The organism is Pseudomonas sp. NFIX28 (assembly GCF_900107395.1).
GTDB lineage: Bacteria > Pseudomonadota > Gammaproteobacteria > Pseudomonadales > Pseudomonadaceae > Aquipseudomonas.
Window position 1 is genome coordinate 91208 of the sequence record NZ_FNPW01000002.1, and the last position, 26411, is coordinate 117618.

25 protein-coding genes are annotated in these 26411 nt (G+C 63.4%); 13 read left to right on the top strand and 12 right to left on the bottom strand.

Features of this window, described 5'->3' with window-relative positions; translation table 11 throughout:
* Positions 1–174 precede the first annotated feature (174 nt).
* Positions 175–1743: a SulP family inorganic anion transporter gene (locus BLV20_RS03845; protein WP_092297271.1), complete on the top strand. Its 1569-nt coding sequence runs from the start codon at positions 175–177 to the stop codon at positions 1741–1743.
* 114 nt (positions 1744–1857) lie between these two features.
* Here BLV20_RS03845 and aroE read toward each other — a convergent pair whose 3' ends face one another.
* Both aroE and hemF read right to left on the bottom strand, forming a co-directional pair.
* Positions 1858–2679 (bottom strand): shikimate dehydrogenase, encoded by an 822-nt coding sequence (gene aroE, locus BLV20_RS03850; RefSeq protein ID WP_092297274.1) that lies wholly within the window; start codon positions 2677–2679, stop codon positions 1858–1860.
* A 99-nt stretch (positions 2680–2778) separates the two neighbouring features.
* On the bottom strand, positions 2779–3696 hold the full coding sequence (hemF, locus tag BLV20_RS03855; protein WP_092297277.1) for an oxygen-dependent coproporphyrinogen oxidase: 918 nt from the start codon (positions 3694–3696) through the stop codon (positions 2779–2781).
* A gap of 170 nt (positions 3697–3866) precedes the next feature.
* Between hemF and BLV20_RS03860 the strand changes: the two genes are divergently transcribed.
* Positions 3867–4844, top strand: a complete 978-nt coding sequence (locus BLV20_RS03860) for an NADPH:quinone reductase (protein WP_092297280.1) — start codon at positions 3867–3869, stop codon at positions 4842–4844.
* 92 nt (positions 4845–4936) lie between these two features.
* On the opposite strand, the gene BLV20_RS03865 is transcribed toward BLV20_RS03860, so the two are convergent.
* The 3 genes from BLV20_RS03865 to BLV20_RS03875 all read right to left on the bottom strand — a co-directional run bounded on the left by BLV20_RS03865 (position 4937) and on the right by BLV20_RS03875 (position 7916).
* A complete protein-coding gene (locus BLV20_RS03865) occupies positions 4937–5494 on the bottom strand; it encodes an L-threonylcarbamoyladenylate synthase type 1 TsaC (RefSeq protein WP_092297283.1) in 558 nt (185 codons plus the stop codon).
* A gap of 208 nt (positions 5495–5702) precedes the next feature.
* Entirely contained in the window at positions 5703–6809 is a 1107-nt protein-coding gene (gene dprA / locus BLV20_RS03870; protein ID WP_092297286.1) for a DNA-processing protein DprA, read from the bottom strand.
* An 81-nt stretch (positions 6810–6890) separates the two neighbouring features.
* Positions 6891–7916, bottom strand: coding sequence for a LysM peptidoglycan-binding domain-containing protein (locus tag BLV20_RS03875; RefSeq protein ID WP_092297289.1), 1026 nt, complete (start codon positions 7914–7916; stop codon positions 6891–6893).
* Positions 7917–8068: 152 nt separating this feature from the next.
* On the opposite strand from BLV20_RS03875, the gene def reads away from it, so the two are divergent.
* The 5 genes from def (at position 8069) to BLV20_RS03900 (ending at position 12774) form a co-directional block, all read left to right on the top strand.
* A complete protein-coding gene (gene def, locus BLV20_RS03880) occupies positions 8069–8575 on the top strand; it encodes a peptide deformylase (protein ID WP_009046227.1) in 507 nt (168 codons plus the stop codon).
* Between the two features lie 84 nt (positions 8576–8659).
* The gene (gene fmt / locus BLV20_RS03885; protein WP_092297292.1) at positions 8660–9619 is read left to right on the top strand and encodes a methionyl-tRNA formyltransferase; all 960 of its coding nucleotides are present in this window, start codon (positions 8660–8662) and stop codon (positions 9617–9619) included.
* Entirely contained in the window at positions 9616–10944 is a 1329-nt protein-coding gene (gene rsmB / locus BLV20_RS03890; protein WP_092297295.1) for a 16S rRNA (cytosine(967)-C(5))-methyltransferase RsmB, read from the top strand. Before fmt ends, rsmB begins: the two co-directional genes overlap by 4 nt.
* A 21-nt stretch (positions 10945–10965) precedes the next feature.
* A complete protein-coding gene (gene trkA, locus BLV20_RS03895) occupies positions 10966–12339 on the top strand; it encodes a Trk system potassium transporter TrkA (protein ID WP_092297298.1) in 1374 nt (457 codons plus the stop codon).
* Positions 12340–12450: 111 nt separating this feature from the next.
* Positions 12451–12774 carry a tetratricopeptide repeat protein gene (locus tag BLV20_RS03900; RefSeq protein WP_092297301.1) on the top strand — a complete coding sequence of 108 codons (324 nt, stop codon included), beginning with the start codon at positions 12451–12453 and terminating at the stop codon, positions 12772–12774.
* Positions 12775–12932: 158 nt separating this feature from the next.
* On the opposite strand, the gene BLV20_RS03905 is transcribed toward BLV20_RS03900, so the two are convergent.
* The 3 genes from BLV20_RS03905 to tag all read right to left on the bottom strand — a co-directional run bounded on the left by BLV20_RS03905 (position 12933) and on the right by tag (position 14738).
* Complete coding sequence (locus BLV20_RS03905) at positions 12933–13172, bottom strand: pilus assembly protein PilZ (protein WP_092297304.1); 240 nt, start codon at positions 13170–13172, stop codon at positions 12933–12935.
* Positions 13173–13242: 70 nt separating this feature from the next.
* Complete coding sequence (locus tag BLV20_RS03910; RefSeq protein ID WP_007921020.1) at positions 13243–14130, bottom strand: lysophospholipid acyltransferase; 888 nt, start codon at positions 14128–14130, stop codon at positions 13243–13245.
* A 44-nt stretch (positions 14131–14174) separates the two neighbouring features.
* Positions 14175–14738, bottom strand: coding sequence for a DNA-3-methyladenine glycosylase I (gene tag / locus BLV20_RS03915; protein ID WP_092297307.1), 564 nt, complete (start codon positions 14736–14738; stop codon positions 14175–14177).
* Between the two features lie 81 nt (positions 14739–14819).
* Between tag and glyQ the strand changes: the two genes are divergently transcribed.
* From glyQ to BLV20_RS03935, 4 genes are all read left to right on the top strand, one after another.
* Positions 14820–15773 (top strand): glycine--tRNA ligase subunit alpha, encoded by a 954-nt coding sequence (gene glyQ / locus BLV20_RS03920; RefSeq protein WP_003177094.1) that lies wholly within the window; start codon positions 14820–14822, stop codon positions 15771–15773.
* Positions 15770–17824, top strand: coding sequence for a glycine--tRNA ligase subunit beta (gene glyS, locus BLV20_RS03925; RefSeq protein WP_092297310.1), 2055 nt, complete (start codon positions 15770–15772; stop codon positions 17822–17824). The genes glyQ and glyS overlap by 4 nt, the downstream gene beginning before the upstream one ends.
* Positions 17825–17831: 7 nt before the next feature.
* Positions 17832–18365 (top strand): D-glycero-beta-D-manno-heptose 1,7-bisphosphate 7-phosphatase, encoded by a 534-nt coding sequence (gene gmhB, locus BLV20_RS03930; protein ID WP_092297313.1) that lies wholly within the window; start codon positions 17832–17834, stop codon positions 18363–18365.
* 95 nt (positions 18366–18460) lie between these two features.
* Entirely contained in the window at positions 18461–19231 is a 771-nt protein-coding gene (locus BLV20_RS03935) for a lysophospholipid acyltransferase family protein (protein ID WP_092297316.1), read from the top strand.
* Positions 19232–19403: 172 nt separating this feature from the next.
* Here the strand turns inward: BLV20_RS03935 and BLV20_RS03940 are convergent, their stop codons facing one another.
* The 4 genes from BLV20_RS03940 to BLV20_RS03955 form a co-directional block, all read right to left on the bottom strand.
* A complete protein-coding gene (locus BLV20_RS03940) occupies positions 19404–21722 on the bottom strand; it encodes a CHASE2 domain-containing protein (protein WP_092298467.1) in 2319 nt (772 codons plus the stop codon).
* 12 nt (positions 21723–21734) lie between these two features.
* Entirely contained in the window at positions 21735–22721 is a 987-nt protein-coding gene (locus BLV20_RS03945; RefSeq protein WP_092297319.1) for a FecR family protein, read from the bottom strand.
* 198 nt (positions 22722–22919) lie between these two features.
* Positions 22920–23609 carry an aquaporin Z gene (aqpZ, locus tag BLV20_RS03950; RefSeq protein WP_092297323.1) on the bottom strand — a complete coding sequence of 230 codons (690 nt, stop codon included), beginning with the start codon at positions 23607–23609 and terminating at the stop codon, positions 22920–22922.
* Positions 23610–23913: 304 nt separating this feature from the next.
* Complete coding sequence (locus tag BLV20_RS03955) at positions 23914–24198, bottom strand: hypothetical protein (protein ID WP_092297326.1); 285 nt, start codon at positions 24196–24198, stop codon at positions 23914–23916.
* A 229-nt stretch (positions 24199–24427) separates the two neighbouring features.
* Between BLV20_RS03955 and BLV20_RS03960 the strand changes: the two genes are divergently transcribed.
* Entirely contained in the window at positions 24428–25144 is a 717-nt protein-coding gene (locus tag BLV20_RS03960; protein WP_092297330.1) for a response regulator transcription factor, read from the top strand.
* Between the two features lie 865 nt (positions 25145–26009).
* On the top strand, positions 26010–26336 hold the full coding sequence (locus BLV20_RS03965) for a hypothetical protein (RefSeq protein ID WP_139192678.1): 327 nt from the start codon (positions 26010–26012) through the stop codon (positions 26334–26336).
* Positions 26337–26411 lie beyond the last annotated feature (75 nt).

Consider the following 26411-nt stretch of genomic DNA (forward strand, 5'->3'; position numbering starts at 1 on the left):
CGTAGGAGCGAGGCTTGCCCGCGATGGGCTACGCAGTAGCCCCAAAAACCGGTGCACGCGGTCCATCTGCAAGACCGAGTCGCCGGCATCGCGAGCAAGCTTCGCTCCTACAGGTAAGCTTGCCGGCAATGCTTTACCCTGACGCCTTTCGCCCCATCCCGACCGCGAGGACCCATGGCCTGGCCCAATCGCCATTCACTCTTGCCCTTCCTGAGCTGGCTGCCCCGGCAGACCCGCGCCAGCGTCGGGCGCGACCTGCTGGTGGGCCTGAGCGGCGCCATCCTCGCGCTGCCGCAATCGATCGCCTATGCCCTGATCGCCGGCCTGCCCCCGGAATACGGCCTGTATGCCGCGGTCGTACCGGTGCTGATCGCCTGCCTGTGGGGATCTTCCTGGCACCTGATCTGTGGCCCCACCGCAGCGATTTCCATCGTCCTCTACGCCAGCGTCAGCCCCCTGGCGGTGCCGGCGTCCCAAGACTACATCACCCTGATCCTGTTGCTGACCCTGCTCGCGGGGGTGTTCCAGTGGCTGCTGGGGCTGTTGCGCTTCGGCGCGTTGGTGAACTTCGTCTCCCATTCGGTGGTGCTCGGCTTCACCCTCGGCGCCGCGGTGGTGATCGCCCTCGGGCAATTGCCGAATTTGCTGGGCGTGGATTTGCCGAGCGAAGCCACCGCGCTGAACAGCCTGACCTCGCTGTTCGAGCATCTCGATGCGGTGGATAAACCTTCATTGATCCTCGGCCTGGGCACGCTGGCCGTCGGCCTGGCGCTGAAGCTGCTGGTGCCGCGCTGGCCGTCGCTGCTGATCAGCCTGATCCTCAGCGGCCTGGTGGTGTGGCTATGGCCGACGCTGTTCGGCCAGGTCAAGCTGGTCAGCGCCTTTACCGGCCGGCTGCCGCCGTTCAGCCCGTTGCCGCTGGACCTGGACATGATCCTGCGCCTGCTGCCCAGCGCCGTGGCGGTGGGCATGCTGGGGCTGGTGACCAGCTTGTCGATTGCCCGCTCGCTGGCGGCGCGCTCCGAACAATTGCTCGATGCCAACCAGGAAGTCCGCGCCCAGGGCGTGTCGAATATCGTCGGCGCGTTTTTCTCCGGCTATCTGTCGTCCGGCTCCTTTACCCGCTCCGCCCTGAGCTACGAGGCCGGCGCCTGCTCGCCGCTGGCCGGGGTGTTCTCGGCGCTGTGGGTGGCGCTGTTCGCCGTGGCCGGCGCGGCGCTGATCGCGCATATTCCGATTCCGGCCATGGCCGGGAGCATCCTGCTGATCTGCTGGGGCTTGGTGGACCATCGCGGCATTCGCGCGCTGTACCGGGTCAGTCGCGCCGAATTCCTGGTGATGAGCCTGACCTGCGTCGCCACCTTGCTCCTGGAGTTGCAGACGGCGATTTATGCCGGGGTCCTGGCATCGCTGTTCTTCTACCTCAAGCGCACCTCGCAACCGCGCGTGCAGCACGGGCGCGAAGGCGACGAGGACATCCTGCGGGTCGGCGGCTCGATCTTCTTCGGCGCCAGCCATTACCTGCAAGTGCGCATGCAACGCTGCCATGCGCCGCGCCTGGTGATCGACGCCCGGCAGATCAATTTCATCGACTATTCCGGGGTGGCCATGCTGCATCAGGAAGCCCGCCGCCTGCTGCGGCAGAACCGCAGCCTGACCCTGCGCCGCGCGCGGGCCTCGGTGATCGAGGAGTTGAGAAAGCTCGAAGGCGCGGAGAAATGCCCGATCCGCTTTGAGGATTGAGCGCGAGAGCGCATTGGTAATGCGGCGAAGCGTTCGCGGGCAAGCCTCGCTCCTACGCAAGCATGCGTTTGCGTAGGAGCGAGGCTTGCCCGCGATCAACGATGACGCGACCGCTCAGAGCGCCAGCTGGCGCCGCAGCTCGGCCAGCACCGGCGCCGTATCCGGACGCACGCCGCGCCACAGGAAGAAGGCTTCCGCCGCCTGTTCGGCGAGCATGCCCAGGCCATCCATGGAAATCGCCGCGCCATATTGGCTGGCCCAGCGGCAGAAGGCGGTCGGCTCCTTGCCATACATCATGTCGTAGCACACCGTCTGGCCCGGTTCGATCAGGCTGGCGGCGATGGGCGGCACGTCACCGGTGAGGCTGGCGGAGGTGGCGTTGATGATCAGGTCCACCGGTTCGCGCAACCAGTCATAACCGCTGGCGGACACCGGCCCCAGGTCATCGAACAGCTCGGCCAGCAGCTCGGCCTTTTCCACCGTGCGGTTGGCGATGATCAGCGACGCCGGCTGCTCGGCCAGCAACGGCTCCAGCGCGCCACGCACCGCACCGCCGGCACCCAGCAGCAGAATGCGCTTGCCCGTGAGGCCGAAGCCGGCGTTGACCGTCAGGTCGCGCACCAGGCCGGCGCCGTCGGTGTTGTCGCCCAACAGGCTGCCATCGGCGAGTTTGCTCAAGGTATTCACCGCACCGGCGCGCTGGGCGCGGGCGGTCAGGCTGTCGGCCAGGCGATAGGCGTCTTCCTTGAACGGCACCGTGACGTTGGCGCCGCGCCCATCGGCGAAGAACGCGCGGGCACACCCGGCGAAATCGTCGAGGGGCGCCAGCAGGGTGGTGTAGGCCAACCGCTGCCCGGTCTGCTCGGCGAACAGCCGATGAATCATCGGCGATTTGCTGTGGCCGATCGGGTTACCAAAAACGACGTACTGATCCATCCGATAAAACCCTCTTGCGCGCCCCGGCGAACAAGGGGCGCTGCGCTGTTCTGTTCAATCTGCATTATCGTCCAGCGCTGGCCAGCCGGCTGCAACGCCTTACGCGGAGCCCGCCAGCCAGTCGCGGTCCTGGAGGAAATACTCGGTCAGGCGCGCTTCTTCGCTGCCCGGCTCGGCTTTCCAGTCGTAGCCCCAGCGGACCTGCGGCGGCAGGGACATGAGGATCGACTCGGTGCGACCGCCCGATTGCAGGCCGAACAGCGTGCCACGGTCGTAGACCAGGTTGAATTCGACGTAGCGGCCGCGGCGGTATTCCTGGAATTCGCGCTGCTTCTCGGTGTAGCCCAGGGCCTTGCGGCGCTGGACGATCGGCAGGTAGGCCTCGAGGTAAGCGTCGCCGATGGCGCGCATGAAGGCGAAGCTGGTGTCGAAGTCCCACTCGTTGAGATCGTCGAAGAACAGGCCGCCGATGCCACGCGGCTCATTGCGGTGCTTGATGTGGAAATAGCTGTCGCACCAGGCCTTGTAGCGCGGGTAGACGTCCGCGCCGAATGGCGCGCAGGCCTTCTCGGCGACGCGGTGCCAATGCACGCAGTCGTCGATGTTGGCGTAATAAGGGGTCAGGTCGAAACCGCCGCCGAACCACCAGACGGGCTCTTCGCCTTCTTTCTCGGCGATGAAGAACCGTACATTGGCGTGGGAAGTCGGCACATGCGGGTTGTGCGGATGGATCACCAGCGACACGCCCAGCGCCTCGAAGCCCCGGCCGGCCAGTTCGGGCCGATGGGCGCTGGCGGAAGGCGGCAGGCCACTGCCGAACACGTGGGAGAAGTTGACGCCGCCTTTCTCGATCACCGTACCGTCGGCAATCACCCGGGTGCGCCCGCCACCGCCGGCCGGCCGGGTCCAGGCGTCTTCGACGAAGCGCGTACCGCCGTCTTCGGCTTCCAGGGCTGCGCAAATGCGGTCTTGCAGGTCGAGCAGGTAGGCTTTTACGGCCTCGGTGCGGGTAGTCATGGCATCACCTTGAATCGGGCAAAGCTACGCGGCGCCAGGGATACAGCGGAGGGCCTGCGCAAATGGGCGCGTAGCATAACACCGCACAGGGGCCCGCCGCAGTTGACGACGGTCAAGCAGTAGGAGTCCGATAACGCACTTTCGCGACACGACCGAGGAGAACATTGCAGATGGCCAGACGTATCCAGTTTCGCGCCCATGGCGGCCCGGAAGTACTCGAGTATGTGGATTACCAACCCGCCGAACCGGGCCCGCAACAGGTCCGCGTGAGCAACAAGGCCATCGGCCTGAATTTCATCGACACCTACTACCGCAGCGGTCTCTACGCGCCACCGGCCTTGCCATCGGGCCTGGGCGCCGAAGGGGCCGGGGTGGTCGAGGCCGTGGGCAGCGCCGTGACCCGTTTCAAGGTCGGCGATCGCGTGGCCTATGGCAGCGGCCCGCTGGGCGCCTACAGCTATGCGCATGTGCTGCCCGCGGACAATCTCGTGCACCTGCCGGACAGCATCAGCTTCGAACAGGCGGCCGGAGTGATGCTCAAGGGCCTGACCGTGCAATACCTGCTGCGCCAGACCTACGAGCTCAAGGGCGGCGAAACCGTGCTGTTCCACGCGGCCGCCGGCGGGGTCGGGCTGCTCGCCTGCCAGTGGGCCAAGGCCCTGGGCGTGAAGCTGATCGGCACCGTCAGTTCGCCGCAGAAAGCCGCGCTGGCCAAATCCCTCGGCGCCTGGGAAACCATCGACTACAGCCATGAAGACGTGGCCCAGCGCGTGCTGGAGCTGACCGACGGCAAGAAATGCCCGGTGGTCTACGACGGCGTGGGCAAGGACACCTGGCTGACCTCCCTGGACTGCCTGCAGCCACGGGGCCTGATGGTCAGCTTCGGCAATGCCTCGGGCGCGGTGGAGGGGGTCAACCTGGGGCTCCTGGCGGCCAAGGGCTCGCTGTACGTCACCCGTCCGACCCTGGGCAGCTACGCCAACAACGCCGAGAACCTGCAGGCCATGGCCGACGATCTGTTCGGCATGATCGCCAGCGGCAAATTGAAGATCGAGATTGGCCAGCGTTATCCGTTGGCGGATGCGGCCAAGGCGCAGACCGAACTGTCGGCGCGACGCACCACCGGCTCGACCATTCTGTTGCCTTGAAATGCTTCGCGGGCAAGCCTCGCTCCTACGCGATGGTGTGCGATCCACATCCGTAGGAGCGAGGCTTGCCCGCGATAAACGATGACGCGGTATCAGGCCGGACGCACGATCTTGCCGGTCACCAGGTCGCGGATCAGGCTCGGGTTCTTGCGCCCGCCCAGGCTGCCGCCCAGCACCATGTCCAGTTGCCCGCGGAAATACTGCTCGATGCGGATCCGCGTGCGGGCCGCCGGGCGGCCCTGGGGATTGGCCGACGTGGAAATCAGCGGCCCCACCAGCGCGCACAACTCGCGCACCAGCGGATGGTCGCTGACCCGCAGCGCCACGGTGTCATGCACCCCCGTCACCCATTCCGGCAACAGATTCTGATGGGGTACCAGCCAGGTGTTCGGGCCCGGCCAGGTGCTGGCCATGCGATCGAGCCATTCCTGGGGGAAATCCTCGAAAAGAAAATCGAACTGGTGGATGTTGTCGGCGATCAGGATCAGGCCCTTATCCACAGACCGTGACTTGATGGCCAGCAACCGGTCCACCGCCTCTTCGTTCCACGGGTCGCAACCCAACCCCCAGACTGCTTCGGTTGGATAGGCAATCACCGCCCCTGCGCGAATTTCTCGTGCGGCTTGTTGCACACGCCAACTGCTGACCATTGCTGACTCTCCGGATTAAGGCTGTGCGCAGTTTACCGATCCTGCCCATAAAACCTAGTTCTGTACGAAAACTCGAGGAGCGCCGATCAGGCAAGGCAAAGGCAAGCGAGGAAGCGCCCGGCGCGCTCGACCATAACGCCCTGAATAAGCATTGCGAGGCTGCTTTTACAGCCGTCTGCTCGCCGCATCGCCAGTTTTCCCGCACAGGCTAGCTTGCCCGCGCGAACCAGCAGCCGGCTTCGCATACCGCGCGGCCTTCAAGCTCCAGTTCAGTGAGCGCCGCCAGCACCCTGGACAGGCTCCAGCCACTGGCATCGACCAGGCCTTCGCTGGTCTGCGGCGCGGCATGCAACAGCGCCAGCAACGGGTGGGCGGCAGAGGCGGGCGACGGGGTCGTGGATACCGGCAGCCGCTGCCAGCCACGCAGGGCTTCGAGGATATGTTCGATGGTTTCCACCAGCACCGCGCCATCGCGAATCAACTGGTGACAACCCCGGGCCCCGGGATGATGGATCGACCCGGGGATCGCATACACCTCGCGGCCTTGCTCGGCGGCGAGCCGGGCGGTGATCAGCGAACCGCTGGCGACGCTGGCCTCCACCACCAGCACGCCCAGGGACAAGCCGCTGATGATTCGGTTGCGCCGCGGAAAGTGGCTGGCATGGGGCCCGGTCTCCAGCGGGAACTCGGAAACCAGCGCGCTGCCCTGGGCAATCATGGCGTCGGCCAGGCGCCGGTTGCGCTGTGGATAAAATTTTTCCAGGCCGGTACCCAGCACGCCGACGGTTTGCCCGCCGACGTCCAGCGCGGCCTGATGCGCCGCGCCATCGATCCCCAGCGCCAGGCCACTGGTGATAACAAAACCGGCCGCGGCCAGGCTGCGGGAAAAAGCCGCCGCAGTGTCCATGCCGGGCCTTGAAGCGCGCCGGCTGCCGACCACCGCCAGCTGCGGTTTTTCCAGGATCCGTGGATCACCGGCAACAAACAGCAGCGGCGGCGCATCGGCAATTTCATGCAGCAGTGACGGGTAGTCAGGCTGGTCCCACATCAGTAAATGCTGGCCCGGACGCTCCAGCCAGGCCAATGCGTGGCTGGCGCCATCACGCACTTCGGCGCTGCGCCGGGCCTCGGCCGCGCCTTTCGACAGGCCCAGGGCATGCCAGGCGCTGGCCGGCGCACTGATGGCCCGGGAGGCCGAGCCGAAGGCTTCGAGCAGTAGCTGAAAACGCTTCGGGCCGAGGTCCGGCAAACGATGCAAACGTAGACGGGCTTCCAGTTCCGCAGGGGAAACCGGCACCTGGGCAAGCAGTGACATGGGATCATCCTTGATCGTTATAAGGCCGTCCGCAGCCGTAACAAGCTGTGGATAACTCTGTTGGTAACTTGTTGAGGGTTTTTACGGATTACGCACTTTGTCCATGATCGCCAGGGAGCGCGAAGCGTTGAGCACCAGGCCATAGCTGAGCTTGTCGTAGGTGCGGAAAACCATCAGCAGGCCCGCTCGCTCGTCCGGTATTTTCACCGGGTCACCGACCACTCGGTCGCGCACGGTTTCACCGGTTTTCATTACCGCCAGCACGTTGCCTGCGACCAGGCCGTCGCGCCGCCCCTTGTTCAGGGTGACCACGTCCAGCGCGCCGATCTGGGTGACACCCCGTGGCACGTCGATGATCAGCCCCTCGACCGCGCGGCTTGGCGGGCTGGGCGCAAAGGCCGAGTCGATCGCCCGCGGTTCACCGCTGAACAAGCGGTCGCCCAAGCGCACTTCCTGGGTGGTGCGCTGCAATTGCAGGGTGGCGATATCGCCCTCGACCGCAACCACCTCGCCGCCGCCGATCTCGTCGGCGTTGATCCCCAGCACCTCGCCGCTCTGCGGGTCGGTGTAGGTCTTGCCCTGACGGAAGATGCCGTAGGCCGATTGTTCCGGCTCGAAGCGGCCCCGAGCGAAGATCCGGTCGCCGGTGCCGCTGAGCACCCGTTCGGCGTCGCCGGCGACGATATAAGGCGCGCTGTCGAAGGCGTCGGCCCGGTCGAGGATGCGGTTGCTCAGCAGAAAACTGTCGATGGCCTGTAGCGGGATGGTCGGGATCGCCTCGACCAACGGTGTGCGGCGCACCTGGGGCGACAGCTTGAGGGTGCCGCGCGAAGCACCGCGCTCCAGGGTCAGGCGCGGCTCGCCGTTGACTTGCACCAGCGCCAGGGAGTCGCCGGGGTAGATCAGGTTGGGGTCGGCCAGGCTGGAATTGGCCTGCCAGAGCGCCGGCCATTGCCAGGGATCGCGCAGAAAGCGATTGGCGATGCTCCACAAGGTATCGCCCGCCACCACCGTGTAGCGCTGTGGATAACCCTCCCGGAGCGGCACCTGCGCCTGGCCGATACCGGCCCAGCCCACGAGCAGCAAGGCGAGTAGTGATTTCCTCATGCGGTGAATCCCTTTATTATGTGCATTCGCGTGAAACGCCAGCGCCTGTGCGCTCCCTGCTCCTGATCGAGCACGTTTTACAACGGTTGCCCTTCCAGAAACCGCAAGGCCTCCGACTCCGAACTTACTTCACACGTGTAGCAACTACGCTTATGGCCATTTTAAACATCCTCGAATTTCCCGACTCGCGCCTGCGCACTATCGCCAAACCAGTGGCCGTAGTGGACGACGAAGTGCGTCAGTTGGTCGACGACATGTTTGAAACAATGTATGAGGCGCCCGGCATCGGCCTGGCCGCTACCCAGGTCAACGTGCACAAGCGCATCGTGGTCATGGACCTGTCCGAAGACCGCAGCGAGCCACGGGTGTTCATCAACCCCGAGTTCGAACCGCTCACCGACGAAATGGGCCAGTACCAGGAAGGTTGCCTGTCGGTACCGGGCTTCTACGAGAACGTCGATCGTCCGCAACGCGTGAAAATCAAGGCCCTGGACCGTGACGGCCAACCTTACGAACTGATCGCCGAAGGCCTGCTCGCGGTGTGCATCCAGCACGAATGCGACCACCTCAACGGCAAATTGTTCGTCGATTACCTGTCCACGCTCAAACGCGACCGGATCAAGAAGAAGCTGGAAAAGCAGCATCGCCAACAGGCTTGATGACCGTTTTGCAAAGGCTTGCCACGGCAAGCCTTTTTCTTTTCCGCATGTTTACTACCGAGCTGTTCATTACCGAGAACTCCCATGACTGAGCCATTGCGCATTGTCTTTGCCGGCACCCCGGAATTTGCCGCCGAACACCTCAAGGCCCTGCTCGACAGCCCTTACGAGATCGTCGCGGTCTACACCCAGCCGGACCGTCCGGCAGGGCGCGGGCAAAAGCTGATGCCAAGCCCGGTCAAGCAACTGGCGCTGGAGCACGACATCCCCGTGCAGCAGCCGCCAACCCTGCGCGACCCGCAGGCCCAGGCCGAACTCGCGGCCCTCGAGCCGGACCTGATGGTGGTGGTCGCCTATGGCCTGATCCTGCCGCAGGCGGTGCTGGATATTCCGCGCCTGGGCTGCATCAACAGCCACGCCTCGCTGCTGCCACGCTGGCGCGGGGCGGCGCCGATCCAGCGCGCCGTGGAAGCCGGCGACGCGACGAGCGGCGTGACCGTGATGCGCATGGAAGCCGGCCTGGACACCGGGCCGATGCTGCTGAAAGTCTGCACCCCGATCAGCGCCACCGACACCGGCGGCAGCCTGCACGACCGCCTCGCCGAAATGGGCCCGCCGGCCGTGGTGCAGGCCATCGCCGGCCTCGCCGCCGGGACGCTGCAAGGCGAAGTGCAGGACGACAGCCTGGCCACCTACGCCCACAAGCTGAACAAGGATGAAGCGCGGATCGACTGGAGCCGCCCGGCGGTGGAGCTGGAGCGCCTGGTGCGCGCCTTCAACCCCTGGCCGATCTGCCACAGCAGCCTGAACGGCGAAGCCCTGAAAGTGCTGGCCGCCAGCCTCGCCGAAGGCAAGGGCGCGCCGGGCACCATCCTCGGCGCCAGCAAGGACGGCCTGATCGTCGCCTGCGGTGAGCAAGCGCTGTGCCTGACCCGTCTGCAATTGCCCGGCGGCAAGGCGCTGAACTTCAGCGACCTGTTCAACAGCCGTCGCGAGAAATTCGCCACCGGCACCGTGCTCGGACAAGCGGCGGACGCCCAATGAACCCACGTCTGGCCGCCGCCAAGGCCCTGACCTCGGTCCTCAATGGCAAAGCCTCGCTCAACAGTTCGCTGCCAATCCTGCTGGACAAGGTCGAAGCGCGCGATCGCGGCTTCACCCAGGACCTGGCTTTCGGCACCGCGCGCTGGCAGCCACGACTGGCGGCGCTGGCGGCCAAGCTGTTGCAGAAGCCGTTCAAGGCGGCCGATGCCGACGTCGAGGCGCTGCTGCTGGTGGGCCTCTATCAGTTGCTCTATACCCGCGTCCCGGCGCACGCCGCCATCGGCGAAACCGTGGGCTGCGCCGACAAGCTGAAAAAGCCCTGGGCCAAGGCGCTGATCAACGCCGTGCTGCGCCGCGCCCAGCGCGAGAGCGAAGCGCTGTTCGCCGAGCTGGAGCGCGACCCGGTGGTGCGCACCGCCCATCCGCGCTGGCTGCAAAAATCCCTCAAGGCGTTCTGGCCCGAGCAGTGGGAAGCCATCTGCACCGCCAACAACGCCCACCCGCCGATGATCCTGCGGGTCAATCGCCGCCACCATTCCCGCGCCGCCTACCTCCAGTTGTTGAGCGAAGCCGACGTCGCCGCCAAGCCTTGCGTCTACAGCCAGGACGGCATCGTGCTCGATGAAGCCGCCGACGTGCGCAGCCTGCCGGGCTTCGCCGAGGGCTGGATCAGCGTGCAGGACGAAGCCGCGCAACTGGCCGCCGAGCTGCTGGAGCTGGCGCCGGGACAACGGGTGCTGGACGCCTGCTGCGCCCCTGGCGGCAAGACCTGCCACATTCTTGAAGTCGAGCCCGCGCTGGCCGGCGTGGTCGCGGTAGACCTGGAAGCCAAGCGCCTGCTGCGCGTGCAGGAAAACCTCGATCGCCTGGGCCTTAGCGCCGAGCTGATCGCCGCCGACGGCCGCGACATCGCCACCTGGTGGGACGGCAAACCGTTCCAGCGCATCCTGCTGGACGCGCCGTGTTCGGCCACCGGGGTGATCCGTCGCCACCCGGATATCAAGCTCACCCGGCAGGCCGACGACATCGCCGCCCTGGCCACCCTGCAAGGCGAACTGCTGGACGCCATGTGGTCGACCCTGGAGGTCGGCGGCATCCTGCTGTACGCCACTTGCTCGACCCTGCCGACGGAAAACACCGAGGTGATCGAGGCTTTCCTGGGCCGTACCCCGGGCGCGCGCGAACTGGACATCGCCGGGCAACTGGGTCAGCCTCCGGCCGGCTTGAAGCAGCCCCACGGTCGCCAGTTGCTGGCGCAGGAAGGTGGCCATGACGGGTTCTACTACGCCAAGCTGATCAAGATTGCCGCCGCGCGCGGTCAATAAATGTTCTAAGGGAGTGACTGGATGAAAATCATCATCCTCGGAGCGGGGCAAGTGGGCGGTTCCCTGGCGGAGCACCTGGCCAGCGAAGCCAATGACATTACCGTGGTCGACACCGACGGCGATCGTCTGCGCGATCTCGGCGACCGCCTGGACATCCGCACCGTGCAGGGTCGCGGCTCGTTCCCGACAGTGCTGCGCCAGGCCGGCGCTGACGACGCCGACATGCTGGTGGCGGTGACCAACAGCGACGAAACCAACATGGTCGCCTGCCAGGTCGCCCATACCCTGTTCCACACGCCGACCAAGATTGCCCGAGTCCGCGAAGCGGCCTACCTGACCCGCGCCGGCCTGTTCGACAACGAGGCGATTCCGGTCGACGTGCTGATCAGCCCGGAACAGGTGGTGACCAACTACATCAAGCGCCTGATCGAACACCCCGGCGCCCTGCAGGTAATCGACTTCGCCGAAGGCAAGGCCCAGCTGGTAGCGGTCAAGGCCTATTACGGCGGGCCGCTGGTGGGGCAGCAACTGCGCCAGCTGCGCGAGCACATGCCCAACGTCGATACCCGCGTCGCGGCGATCTTCCGTCGCGACCGGCCGATCCTGCCCCAGGGCACCACGGTGATCGAGGCCGACGACGAGGTGTTTTTCATCGCCGCCAAGGCCAACATCCGCGCGGTGATGAGCGAGATGCGCCGTCTCGACGAGTCGTACAAACGCATCGTCATCGCCGGTGGCGGGCAGATCGGCGAACGCCTGGCCGAAGCCATCGAAAGTCGCTACCAGGTGAAAATCATCGAGATGAACCCGGCGCGTTGCCGGCACCTTTCGGACAACCTCGACAGCACCGTGGTCTTGCAGGGCAGCGCCTCGGACCGCGACCTGCTGATGGAAGAAAACATCGCCGACGCCGATATCTTCCTGGCCCTGACCAACGATGACGAGGCCAACATCATGTCCTCGCTCCTGGCCAAGCGCCTGGGGGCGAAGAAGGTGATGACCATCATCAACAACCCGGCCTATGTCGACCTGATCCAAGGCGGCGATATCGACATCGCCATCAGCCCGCAGCTGGCCACCATCGGCACCCTGCTGGCCCACGTGCGCCGTGGCGATATCGTCAGCGTGCACTCACTGCGCCGTGGCGCGGCCGAAGCCATCGAAGCGATTGCCCATGGCGATGCCAAGTCGAGCAAGGTAATCGGCCGGGCCATCGAGAACATCGCACTGCCGCCGGGCACCACCATCGGCGCGATCATTCGCGACGAGGAAGTGCTGATCGCCCACGACGACACGGTGATCGAGGCGGGCGACCACGTGATTCTGTTCCTTGTGGATAAAAAACATATCCGCGATGTGGAGAAGTTGTTCCACGTTGGGTTGAGCTTCTTCTGATCCGGGACCTGCGTCGCTGGTACTGGCGTCATCGCGGGCAAGCCTCGCTCCTACAGGAGCGAGCGTGCCCGCGATAGCGATCCCGCAGCCCCTTCATTTCAAGGTGACCTCATGCTCGAATCCCTGGAAAAAATGCTCGCCAAGGGTGTGGATAACTCGCTGCTGCGCTTTGGCCTGGGCAAGGGTTATCTGGACCTGCACGAATACGCCAAGGCCGCCGAGCACCTGCAACGTTGCGTCGGCTTCGATCCCAAGTATTCGGCGGCGTGGAAGCTGCTGGGCAAGGCTTACCAGGGTCTGGAGGATTATGCAGCGGCGCGCCAGGCCTGGGAGCAGGGCCTGAAGGCGGCCCGCGCGCATGGCGACAAACAGGCAGAGAAGGAAATGACGGTGTTTCTCAAGAAGCTCGAGCGCCAGGGCAAAGGCGGACTGTAGCCGCTGCCGAGGGAGCGAGGCTGCGCGCGAGGACGTAAGTCCTCGCTGAATCTGAACAGCGGGATTGTCAGGCGAATCGCAGCGTCTGGTCTTGCGACCGCTTCGCGGTCGATCGCAGCCTCGCAAGCTCGGCAGCGGCTACAGGATGTCCGAACGTTTCAGAGGTAACGCAGGCCGATGCCCTCGGCGTCCACCAGCACCACTTCCATCTTCACCCGCGGCGCGGTCATCGGCAGGCCTTGCACCTGGCCGTAGACCACCGCGCCCTTGGGCAGCGTCGCCAATGCCGGGTGCTTGACGTACACCCCGCTGGCGGACAGGTTGCGCGTCTGCCCCAGGCATTCGCCGAAGCTTTCGTGCTGGATCTTGATCCTCAGGGATTTGCGTGAATCGGGCATGTGCTGTGCTCTGCTGCAGCCTTTGTGGATAACCTTCGGCAAAAGGTTATCCACAGATCGTGCCAGGCGGTCAGTACCAGCGTTCTTCGCCGGGCGGACGTTTCTTGAAACGCTTCATGCTCCACATGTACTGGCTCGGATAAGCCCGCACATAGCGCTCGACCACCTGGCTCATCGCCGCGCAGGAGGTTTCGGTATCGGTGCTGTACATCGCATCCGGCGCGGCTTCGAGGATCACCTTGTAGCCCGAACCGTCAGGCAGGCGCAGCGCGTGCAGGAATACCCCGACCGCCTTGCCGCCGGCCAGCATGTTGGGCACGAACTTGCTGGTCAGCGCCCTGGTGGCGAAGAAGGGCACGAAGATCCCGGCGGATTCGGCCGGTTCCGGGTCGGCGGGAATGCCCACCGCACCACCTTTGCGCACTTCCTTGATGACGCTGAGGATGCCTTCCTTGGTCGAGGCCGCCACGCGGTTGCCCAGTTGCACCCGCTGCTTGCGCAGCAGTTCGTCCACCGCCTTGAGCTTCGGCGGACGGTAGAAAATGATCGGTTTGCACTGGCTGCAATAGAAGTGGTTGAGCACTTCCCAGTTGCCCAGGTGGCTGGTGATGCCGACCACGCCTTTGCCCGACGCCAGCGCTTCTTGCAGCACCTCCAGGCCCTCGACTTCACGCACCAGGGCAATCGAACGTTCGGCCGGCCAGATCCAGGCGCAGGCGCTTTCGGTCAGCGACTTGCCGATGTCTTTCAGACTCTGGCCCACGAGGCGCTCGCGTTCGGCGGCGTCCATCTGCGGAAAGCACTTGGCCAGGTTGATCCGCACCACGTCGCGGGAACGGTTGGGGGTCTTCCACATGATCCAGCCGATGGCCGAACCGACCGCCTGCACCGCGCGCCAGGGCAGCAGGGCAAACAATCGCAAAGCGCCTACCAGCAGCGCGCCTTTAAACTTATCCACAGGTGACTCCTGATATCCGGATCATGAACCTTGTCGCAAGCGGGCTATTCTAACCGGCCGTTTGTCAGGATGGCGTAGCGATCGCAGTCGCGGGTGTGATCCATGACCATGCCCGAAGCCTGCATCAGCGCATAGCAGATGGTCGGCCCGACAAAGGTGAAGCCGGCCTTTTTCAGGCCGCGGCTCATCGCCTCGGCTTGCGCAGTGACCGCCGGGACCTCGCTGCGGTCCTTGAAATGATTGATTTTCGGCACTCCGCCAACGAACGACCAGAGGAACTCCACCGGGTCTTCCAGCGCCAACCAGGCCTGGGCGTTGCGCCGGGCGGCAGCGAGTTTCAGGCGGTTGCGGATGATTCCGGGATCGAGCATCAATTCGTCGATCTGCGCATCGCTCATCTGCGCCACGCGCTGCACATCGAAGCCGAACAGCACCTGGCGATAACGCTCGCGCTTCTTCAGGACGGTGATCCAGGACAGGCCGGCCTGGAACCCTTCGAGCAATAACAACTCGAACAAGCGCTGCGCATCGCGTAGCGGCACGCCCCATTCCTGATCGTGGTAAGCCATGTACAGGGGATCTTCGTTGCACCAAAAGCAGCGTGGCATAAGGCTCCAGTGGGCGTGCGCACAACTGAATCGGGTATACTCCCGCTCTTTAAATCGCAGCCCAAGTAACAGGTGAATTTCGTGAGCCAGCCTACGCCAGCCGTGCGTACCTTCCAAGACTTGATCCTCGCCCTCCAGCAATACTGGGCCGAGCAAGGTTGTGTGGTACTTCAGCCCTACGATATGGAAGTAGGCGCCGGCACTTTCCATACCGCCACGTTCCTGCGCGCCATCGGCCCGGAAACCTGGAACGCCGCTTATGTGCAGCCCAGTCGTCGCCCGACTGACGGCCGCTACGGCGAAAACCCGAACCGTCTGCAGCATTACTACCAGTTCCAGGTGGTCTTGAAGCCGAACCCGGAAAACTTCCAGGAGCTGTACCTGGGCTCGCTCAAGCACGTCGGCCTCGACCCGCTGGTGCACGACATCCGTTTCGTCGAAGACAACTGGGAATCGCCGACCCTCGGGGCCTGGGGCCTGGGCTGGGAAGTCTGGCTCAACGGCATGGAAGTGACCCAGTTCACCTACTTCCAGCAAGCCGGTGGCATCGAGTGCTACCCGGTGACCGGCGAGATCACCTACGGCCTGGAACGCCTGGCCATGTACCTGCAGGGCGTGGATTCGGTCTACGACCTGGTCTGGGCCGACGGCCCGTTCGGCAAGGTGACCTACGGCGACGTGTTCCACCAGAACGAAGTGGAGCAGTCGACCTACAACTTCGAACACGCCAACGTCGAGAAGCTGTTCGAACTGTTCGATTTCTACGAAAGCGAAGCCAAGCGCCTGATCGAGCTGGATCAGCCGCTGCCGTTGCCGAGCTATGAAATGGTCCTCAAGGCCTCGCACACCTTCAACTTGCTGGATGCCCGTCGCGCGATCTCCGTGACGGCGCGCCAGCAGTACATCCTGCGTGTGCGCACCCTGGCGCGTTCCGTCGCGCAAGCCTACCTGCTGGCCCGCGCCAAGCTGGGCTTCCCGATGGCAACGCCGGACCTGCGTGATGAAGTGTTGGCTAAGTTGGAGGCGGCACAATGAGTGCGCAAGATTTTCTGGTTGAACTGGGCACTGAAGAACTGCCACCCAAAGCCCTGAACACCCTGGCCGAAGCCTTCCTGGGCGGTATCGAGAAAGGTCTGCAGGCCGCTGGCCTGAACTTTGAGGCCAAGCATGTCTACGCCGCGCCGCGCCGCCTGGCGGTGCTGATCCGCGGGCTGGCCACGCAGCAGCCGGACCGCAGCATCAACCTGGACGGCCCGCCGCGCCAGGCCGCCTTCAACGCCGAAGGCAACCCGACCCAGGCCGCCCTGGGCTTCGCCAAGAAATGTGGCGTGGACCTGAGCGAAATCGACCAGAGCGGCCCGAAGCTGCGCTACAGCCAGAGCATCAAGGGCAAGCCGACCGCCAGCCTGCTGCCGACCATCGTCGAAGACTCGCTGAACGACCTGCCGATTCCGAAACGCATGCGTTGGGCCGCGCGCAAGGAAGAGTTCGTACGTCCGACCCAATGGCTGGTGATGCTGCTCGGTGACCAGGTCATCGACTGCACCATCCTTGCCCAGAAGGCCGGTCGCGACTCCCGCGGCCACCGCTTCCATCACCCGCAAAGCGTGCGCATCACCTCGCCGGCCAACTACCTCGCCGACCTGCGCGCCGCCTATGTGCTGGCCGACGCCAACGAGCGTCGCGAGCTGATCAGCAAGCGCACCGAAGAACTGGCGCGCCTGCAGGAAGGTACTGCCATCGTTCCAGCCGATTTGCTGGACGAAGTGACCGCCCTGGTGGAATGGCCGGTGCCGCTGGTGTGCTCGTTCGAGGAGCGTTTCCTCGAAGTACCGCAGGAAGCCCTGATCACCACCATGCAGGACAACCAGAAATACTTCTGCCTGCTGGACGTCGACGGCAAGCTGCTGCCGCGTTTCATCACCGTGGCCAACATCGAAAGCAAGGACCCGCGCCAGATCATCGAGGGCAACGAGAAAGTCGTTCGCCCACGCCTGACCGACGCCGAGTTCTTCTTCAAGCAGGACAAGAAGCAAAAGCTCGAAGACTTCAACCTGCGCCTGCAGAACGTGGTGTTCCAGGAGAAGCTGGGCAGCGTCTACGACAAGGCCGAGCGCGTCTCCAAACTGGCCGCGTTCATCGCCCCGCGCATCGGCGGCGACGCCCAGCGTGCGGCGCGCGCGGGCCTGCTGTCGAAGTGCGACCTGGCCACCGAAATGGTCGGCGAGTTCCCGGAAATGCAAGGCATCGCCGGTTATTACTACGCCCTCAATGACGGCGAGCCGGAAGACGTCGCCCTGGCGCTGAACGAGCAGTACATGCCGCGTGGCGCCGGCGCCGAGCTGCCAAGCACCGTCACCGGTGCCGCCGTGGCCATCGCCGACAAGCTCGACACCCTGGTCGGTATCTTCGGCATCGGCATGCTGCCCACCGGCAGCAAAGACCCGTACGCACTGCGCCGCGCCGCGCTGGGCGTGCTGCGCATCCTGATCGACAAGAAGCTCGACCTGGACCTGACCGAAGCCGTGGCGTTCGCCGTCAGCGCGTTCGGCGGCAAGGTCAAGAGCGCCGGCCTGGCCGACCAGGTCCTGGAGTTCATCTTCGACCGCCTGCGTGCGCGTTACGAAGACGAAGGCGTAGAAGTCGCCACCTACCTGTCGGTACGTGCCCTGAAGCCGGGTTCTGCCCTGGACTTCGACCAGCGCGTGCAAGCCGTCCAGGCCTTCCGCAAGTTGCCGGAAGCGGCGGCATTGGCGGCGGTGAACAAGCGCGTCTCGAACCTGTTGAGCAAGATCGAAGGCAACGTGCCGACCACCGTGGAAGCCAAGTACTTCGACAACGCCAACGAGTTCTCCTTGTACTCGGCGATCCAGCAAGCGGACCAGGCCGTACAGCCAATGGCCGCGGCGCGTCAGTACAGCGAGACCCTGGCCCGCCTGGCTGCGCTGCGCGAGCCGGTCGATGCCTTCTTCGAGAAGGTGATGGTCAACGCCGAAGACGCCAACGTGCGGGCCAACCGCTACGCGCTGCTGGCACGCCTGCGAGGCCTGTTCCTCGGTGTCGCCGACATCTCGTTGCTGGGGTAAGGCGTACGTGAAGCTGCTGATTCTCGATCGGGACGGAGTGATCAATTACGACTCCGACGCTTACATCAAATCGGTGGAGGAGTGGATTCCGCTCCCCGGCTCGGTCGAGGCCATCGCGCAGTTGAGCAAGGCCGGCTGGACGGTAGCGGTCGCTACCAACCAGTCGGGCATCGCTCGCGGTTACTACGATATCGCCACCCTCGAGGCCATGCATGAGCGCCTGCGCGCGCTGGTGGCCGAGCAGGGCGGCGAGCTCGGCCTCATTGTTTACTGCCCCCATGGCCCGGACGACGGCTGCGTCTGCCGCAAACCCAAGCCCGGCATGTTGCAGGCCATTGCCCAGCATTACGCGGTGGATCTGGCTGGTCTATGGTTTGTGGGCGACAGTCTCGGTGACCTGGAGGCCGCAAAAGCCGTCGACTGTCAGCCAGTTTTGGTGAAGACCGGGAAAGGCGAAAAGACCTTGGGCAAAACCCTCCCGATTGGAACCTTGATTTTTGACGACTTGGCGGCAATTGCCGCTGAACTTGTCCACAACTGAACTTATCCACAAAGCGTTCTTCTGACATGCTGGCCAAGGACTGTCAGGGGTGCGTTTTTTAGAGGCGGGCAATGCCCGCAACGGTAAACGTCGCTATGTCGATCCTGCAGGCAATCAGAACCTTCTTCTTTTACCTGCTGCTGGGCACCAGTTCATTGCTGTGGTGCTCCCTGAGCTTTTTTATCGCGCCTTTCCTGCCGTTCAAGGCGCGCTATCGCTTTATCAACGTCTACTGGTGCCGCTGCGCGTTGTGGCTGAGCAAGGTGTTTCTGGGGATCGACGTGGAAGTGAAGGGCGCGGAAAACGTCCCCGAGCGCCCTTGCGTGATTGTCTCGAACCACCAGAGCACCTGGGAGACGTTCTTCCTCTCGGCCTATTTCGAGCCGCTGAGCCAGGTACTCAAGCGTGAACTGCTGTTCGTGCCGTTCTTCGGCTGGGCCATGGCCATGCTGCGCCCGATCGCCATCGACCGCGACAACCCCAAGGCCGCGCTCAAGCAAGTGGCCAGCAAGGGCGACGAACTGCTCAAGGACAATGTCTGGGTCCTGATCTTCCCTGAAGGCACCCGCGTGCCCTATGGCCAGATGGGCAAGTTCTCCCGCAGCGGCAGCGCGCTGGCGGTCAATGCCGACTTGCCGGTGCTGCCGATCGCGCACAACGCCGGCAAATACTGGCCCAAGACCGGTTGGGTCCGGCACCCGGGCACCATCACCGTGGTGATCGGTGCGCCGATGTACGCCGAAGGCTCCGGCCCACGGGCGATCGCCGAGCTCAACGACCGGGTCGCGGCCTGGAACGAACAGGCGCAGCGCGACATGGGTTCGCTGCCTCCGGTAGCCGCGGCACCGGACAAAATGGCAATTTGAATTTCTGTGGATAACCTGTGTACCGTTTTAGCGAAAATCGCTATAATAATTTCGTAAAACTATGATTTATATGGATATTTCCTAAAGAAATAAAATACCGGAAAAGGTGCATAAGTTTTTTGCGACGCAAAAAAAACCGGCCAGAAGCCGGTTTTTTTTCGCCTGTGGATATTCAGTCTGTGAGCAACGGCAATTGCAGGCTGAAAGTCGTCCCCTCACCGACCACGCTGCGGCAGATAATCCGCCCTTCATGCCGGTCGACCACCGCCTTGACCATCGACAAGCCAAGCCCCAGGCCTTCGCTGCCGTGGGCCGAGGCAAAGCGCTGGTATTGCATGAACAGCTGCGGCAGATCATCGGCCGCGATGCCTTTGCCCTGGTCGCTGATATCGCAGGTCAACCAGCCTTCTGTGCAAGCGACCTGCACGCGGACCGTCGAGCCCGACGGGCTGTACTTGATGGCGTTTTCCAGCAGATTGAACAAGGCCCGGGTCAGCAGGGACTGGTCGGCCAGGACCATGCCTTCGGCATCGTCGTCGAGGTCATGCACCAGCTGGATATTTTTCAATTGGGCGATGGTCATCGCCTGGTCGAATGCGTCCAGCACCAGCATGGCGAACATGCTCGGCTGGAACTTATAGGCCTCGGACTCGGCCTTCGCCAGCTGCACGAAGGCTTCGGTGAGCCCCAAGGCGCGGCGCACCTGCAGTTCGATCTGGTTATAGATGCGCGTGTCGCCCGAGCCTTGATGGCGCTGTACATCGAGCAACGCCAGGATCGCCGAATGCGGCGCGCGCAGGTCGTGGGACAGGAAGCGCAACAGGGTTGCCCGCTGCTGTTCGGCATCCCGTTCCAGGCTCAGGTCGGTAAGGCTCAACAGCCAGCCGATGGGGGTCTCGCTGTCGATCGGCAGCAAGGGGGCCAGGTCCACGCGCAGGCTGCGCTGCTCGATATCACGAAACTCCAGAGGCTGCAGTTGGGCCAGGGCAGGGCGTTGGCCGTCCTGCAAATCGGGATAGCCCAGGCCGGCCAATTGCTGCACCAGGTCCTCGCCGATCAGCGCATTGCCAAACACTTCGCGGGCGTTGCGGTTGGCCAGGAGCACGCAGCCGTCCGGATCGCTGATCAGGGTGGCCACCGGTAAATACTCCAGCCCGTCGGCAATGAACCGGCGGGTGTCGCGGGTGCGGCTCAAGGCCTGCTCCAGGGCCACGATCCGCCCCTGTAACACGTCCCCGGCGGGAGCCTGGGTCCGCCGGCGTTCGGGCAGCACCTTCGGCTCGCTGTCCAGACGCGCCAGCTCCCAGCCGAAGTAGGCGAGGATCACGCTCAGGCGGCGCCAGTTCCAGATCAGGTAGGCCAGCAGCATTCCCAACAGGCTGGCCACCGGCGGCCACCACAACCCCAGACGCAACAGCCCGGCCGAACCGAGCAGGGCAACCGCCATGCAGGCCAGGGTCAGCCACAATGCATGTCGCGGCCGCACCAGCAGCAAGCCCAGCAGGGCCGCCACCAGCAGCACCGACAGCGCGGCTGCCGGCCATTGTCCCAGGGCGACGATCGTGCGCTGCTGCAACAAGCCGTTGAGCAGGTTGGCCTGGATCTCGATACCGGGGGTGGTGCCGACGCTCGCCGATTGCGGGGTGACGTAACGGTCGCCCAGGCCCGGGGCAGTGGTGCCGATCAGGATCAGCCTGTCGCGCAACAGCTCCGGCGGGACCTCGCCGCGCAGCACGCTGACATAGGGAACACTGGGGAACCCGGCATGCGGGCTGATAAAGGGGATGCGTATTTCATTGCTGCGCAGCCAGCCCTGGGTGATCTGTGCGTTGTCCGCGCCGGGCATCGACAGGGCGGTGCCCGCCGGGTGCGCCTGTTGATAAAGCAGCCAGGCCAATTGCGCCTTGGGCGCCTGCGGTGGGCCTTCGCGCAGGTAGACGCTGCGCACCGTGCCGTCGGTATCGGCTTGGGCATTGATATGGCCGACGGCCTTGGCGCACTGATTCAATGGCTGCACCGGTTCGATTTCGCCCAGCGGCTGGCCATAGCGGGCCACGCTTTCGCGCAGCAGCGGCAGGAACACATTGCCGCCACGGCAGACCGCCTGGGCCAGACGCTGATCGTTCTCGGGAATGCTGTCGGGCTCGCTGAAGATCACGTCGAACAACACGCCGCGGACCTGGGCCGCCGTCAGCCGATCCAGCAGGTCGGCGTGCAGGGTACGCGGCCATGGCCACTGGCCCAGCTGCTGCAGGCTGTAGTCGTCGATGGTGATCATCAGCAGGCGTGAATCGACCGGCAGCGGGCTGAGCCGCCGCAGGTTGTCATACAGCAGATTATTCAGCGCCAGCCCTTGGCTCAGCGACAGCAGTACGGTCAATGGCAGCAGGATCAGGCTGACCCATGCCCATTCCCGCACCAGGCCGCCAAACAATCGCTGGGCTTGCGTCGGTTCCCGGCCTTCGGGCCGGCGCCAGCGCCTCACCGACAAACCGCCGCGCACTTACTGAACACGCGTGGTCCTGGGGTAATAGAAGATGTCATAGACACCCGTCTCTCCTTCGAGCCCATGCTCATCGAAAGCAGAAAGGCGGACATGATAGAAAAACGCTTCCAGGCCGCTGAAGTTGACTTCCGGCGTGCTGGAAAACTGTTCCTGCTTGATATTGAGGAAGGTCTTGTCGGTCGCCACCTGGGCCCGGTAGCGCTTGGCGCCAGGCAAGGGCTTCATGATCAGCTGCCAGACCGGCAGATCACCAGTCTGGCCCGCCTGGCCCATCAGCTGCGGCGCGGGCAACAGGTCGACCGGCTTCAGCGGGCCTTCTTTCTGGATGCGCAGGCCTTGCCGCCCCATGACCTGGACCTCGCCGGGAGCTGGCCCGACCGGTTTATCCACAGGGCGTTTTTTGCCCTTGGTCTTTTTGGGCGTTTCACCGTCCTGGCGATTGACTGCTACCTGGCCGTTGAGCACTTCCACCAGCGATTGCTGATCGTCGTTGCGCACCCGGAAGTGCGTGCCGCGCACACCCAGCACGCCAATCGGCGTGACGATCTGGAAGCGGTCGTAATCGCTTGGGCGCTTGATGACATAGGATTCGATCTGCCCCTGCTCGAGCGCGACCTGGGGGATCGCCTGTTCCTCATTCAAGTGCAGGGTGATCTGCGAACTGGAGGGCAGCACCACCAGCGAGCCATCCCCCAGGGACAGGCTGACAAAGGCCGAAGGCGAGGTCTTCACCCCTTCGAGCTCATCGACGCTCATGCCTTCTTCCAGGGGAACCTGGTTGCCCTTGGCATCGAGTTTCCAGGCTTCGCCCGTGAGGTGTTCGACCGTCGCCGGCAGCGGCTGGCCACGGCATTGCTGGTTGTCATCGATATAGGCAGGGCGCTTGGGCGCTGCAATCGCAGCCTGCACCGTGGAAAAGGCCACTGCGCTGCCGAGAAGAAACGACATAAGCATGGCCCGGTGGCGGATGTGCAAGGAGGTCATGGGTTCATTGGTCCCTAGTCGCGCTCTTCTGAAGTCCGTGCCATTAGAACTGCATTGTTAGCGTTCTGACCATACCTCTTGAACCAAGGCCGGCCAGGGTCATTCCTTTATGGAACAAACAGCACAACCGCTGGAGAGCGGCTGGGCTGTCTGGTTCCATGCCGGCGGGAAGCGAACCACCGCATCCCGCCGCTCTGGTCAGTCCCGCTCGCTGGAGATCAACCGATAGGCCAGCGCTCCCAGGCCTGCGCCCAGCAGCGGTGCGACCCAGAACAGCCACAGCTGGGACACAGCCCATTCGCCTGCAAAGAAGGCGACGGCGGTGCTGCGCGCCGGGTTGACCGAAGTATTGGTGACCGGAATGCTGATCAGGTGGATCAGGGTCAGCGTCAGGCCAATCGCAATCGGCGCAAAACCGGCGGGCGCGCGCTTGGCGGTGGCGCCCAGGATGATCAGGAGGAACATGGCGGTGAGCACGACTTCGGCCAACAGCGCGGCGAACATCGAGTAACCGCCTGGGGAATGTTCACCGTAGCCGTTGGCCGCGAAGCCCGCCGAGGCGTCGAACCCGGCCTTGCCGGAGGCGATCAGGAACAGCACGCCACCCGCGGCGAGTCCGCCGAGGACCTGGGCAACGATGTAGGGCAGCAGCCGGCTACCGGGAAAACGCCCACTCAGCCACAGGCCAACCGAGACGGCAGGGTTGAGGTGCGCCCCGGAAATCGGCCCCAATGCATAAGCCATGGTCAGCACGCTCAGGCCGAAGGCCAGGGCAACCCCCAGGTAACCAATCCCGAACTGCGGAACGCCGGCCGCCAGCACGGCGCTCCCGCATCCGCCCAGGACCAACCAGAACGTACCGAAAAATTCAGCGCCGAATGTCTTCATCAGAGGCCTTCACAAATAAGAAATGAGGAGTTGTTTGTTGGCTGGCGGCGCCGTGGGCCCGCACGGGAGAGGAGGGATGACACATCCTTGTGTCGAAGCATTACGTCCTGAGGAGGCACTCCCTGTATTCCCCTGTACTGCAAATCGAGGTCAAGCCTCGGTCTGACGCCCGCCAATCCGGCGGTTGACACTCCCTGTGTCGGAGCACTTCCCAATGCCCCTGTGTGCCACTCAGCGACTACGAATTTACCGGCATGGTGTGGAGACCGGGCCGGTTTGCAATATTTGTTCAGATTTGCCCGAGCTAGAACACCCAACGCTGCTGCTCCTGATACACCACGGGCTGCGTCATCTGCGGCGCGCTGATCGGTGCGAACCCCTGGGAGTCGCTGAACCCGCTGGGCGTCGCGGACGGGCTGAAGTAACGCTGCACCGGCAAGGCGTATTCCGAAGACTGCAGCGCAGGCTGCTCTGCGGTCGGCGCCAGGCTCAGGCAAGCCATGAGCATCAACGTGGAAAATCGCGCCAGGTCTGCTGCCTGGACAACGTTTGTGTAGAGCAACCGCCCCTTCCCCAGGATGTTCCCCATAGTCCTTTTCCTTGCACGTTCGAGCCGGTATCGTTCTGCAACGAATGCAGGCCGGATGGACAGTGCTCCTGTCGGCTACCGGCTATATGACATCAGCGTACCGAGCAAAGGTATGAACTTGAGCAATTCGCCACAATTGTTCAGATTCGTCCGATCAGCCTAAACTCAGCGCCTGGAAGGCCACCAACAAGGCCATCAGCACCTCTCGCGATAAAAGGAACTGCCCCGCATGCGTGTCGCAATACTGGATGACGAACCCGCCGAACTGGCGCGGGTGGAACAGACACTGCGACAGATCCCCGGCCCCGGGGAACAGCCATGGACGCTGCACAGCTTCGAGCGCGGCGAGGACTTGCTGCGTCAGCTGCGGCGCGAAACCTTCGACCTGCTGATTCTCGACTGGCAGCTGCCGGACCTCAGCGGGCTGTCACTGCTGCGCTGGACCCGTGAACACATGGAGGCTCCTCCACCCGCGATCATGCTCACGAGCCGCGATGCCGAGAGCGACATCGTCCAGGCGCTCAACACTGGTGCCGACGATTATGTGAGCAAACCCTTCCGCCCTAACGAACTCAAGGCCCGGGTGACCGCCGTGCTGCGGCGCCACGGCTTGCAGCGATCGGCTGCTGTCGAGGTGCAAACCTTCAACGACCTGGTCTTCGATGACGCCGAGCTGACCGTGACTCGTGCCGGCAACCCGATCAGCCTCACCGAGCGCGAATACCGCCTGGCCCGCTGCCTGTTCGCCAATCTGGGTCGCCCTTTATCCCGGGAGTATCTTTACGAGCGCTTCTGGACCCATGAAGAAATCGTCTCCTCCCGGCCCCTGGACACTCACATCTACCGCTTGCGCAACAAGCTGGGGCTGACCGCGGATCGTGGCTGGCAGCTGCTGACCATTTATGGCTATGGCTATCGGTTGGAAAGTGTCGCGGCAGCGGAGTAGGGCAGCCCTTTCAGCCGGGCAATAAAAAAGGCCAACGCAGAGCGTTGGCCTTTTTTATTTCGGCGATGCAACCCGGATGTAGGATCACAAAATAGATGACTCGGGAGCCCCAGCAAACGCTGGCAGAAAATCATCTTTTTTGTGAGACCGCCGGATGGGATTCACAAAATAAATGAGAAAAGCCTACTCGCCTCACAGAATAGTTGGTTCCACGTGGAACATGGGGCACGCCGCGTCATGGGGGCGGAGACGCTGCCAGCCAGTAGGCCAATCCCTGTAGCTTAATAAAGGCTCATGTCAGCCACTCCTAGGCAAGGTACGCGGCAGCTTTTTAAAGATGTCACACAACTCCGTTCCCCCGTTTTAGCTCAATACGCAGGTAGCGAAGCTCAACGCACTAATCGTCCTCCTGAACGTACTGATCCTTGGCATGGATAGCGCTTGATTCAGACATAGAGGCTGTGAACGGACACACCCGATTGCACAGCCATCTCCGAGACAGAAGCTACTTTCGATCACTTGTTGACCATCTGCCTTTTTTAGTTCTTCGGGCTGGCGCAGCTGTTCGTGTGGCACCTCCTACAGGCGCCTCATTGTTTGGCTTGGAGGCTTTAACCTTGGGTAGCTCGAGGGTGTCGTGATTGATGGAAATCATGTGAGATTCGTTCCCGGAATGAAAATGACGACAGCCCCGGATATCTACTTTCATGCACGACAATTTGCACAAATGGATATTAATCCAGTATGTGTTTATATACAGTTAAGGCGTAGTGTGCTCACGAGCAAACCCAGCATTATCTGAGCTTCACCGCTTAGTGCAGTGTGTACTTTGGGCGATAATCGATCCGATAGATATGAGGTGAGAATGGAAAGTCTACCGAGCATGCTTGGCGTCGTTTTGGGCGTGGCACCAGCATTTATAATCCTAAGTGCAGTGAAAGGCATGCAGCCTTGGCGCATTTGGACATTGATAGCCGGCCTTGCTTTGGTCGCAAACGCAACACTGATGCTAGGGATGATGACGGATTTTGCGCCTCTTTTTAAAGCTTTGCAGAGCCAGGGCACTCTGACAGAAGAAGTAGCATCGAACGCCCAACAGCATCTGGCCCTCTGGGTCGTTATGTTTCCGGCGATTGTCGGCGCTATTGGTGCAAATTATCTCACCGCTTGGTTTCAATCAAAAAAACCATGAGCTTTGCCTGTCCAAACCGTGGGATTAGTGCCCAAGAGAGCCTGAATAGCTAGCGTCAGGTCAGGCTTCGCTAGC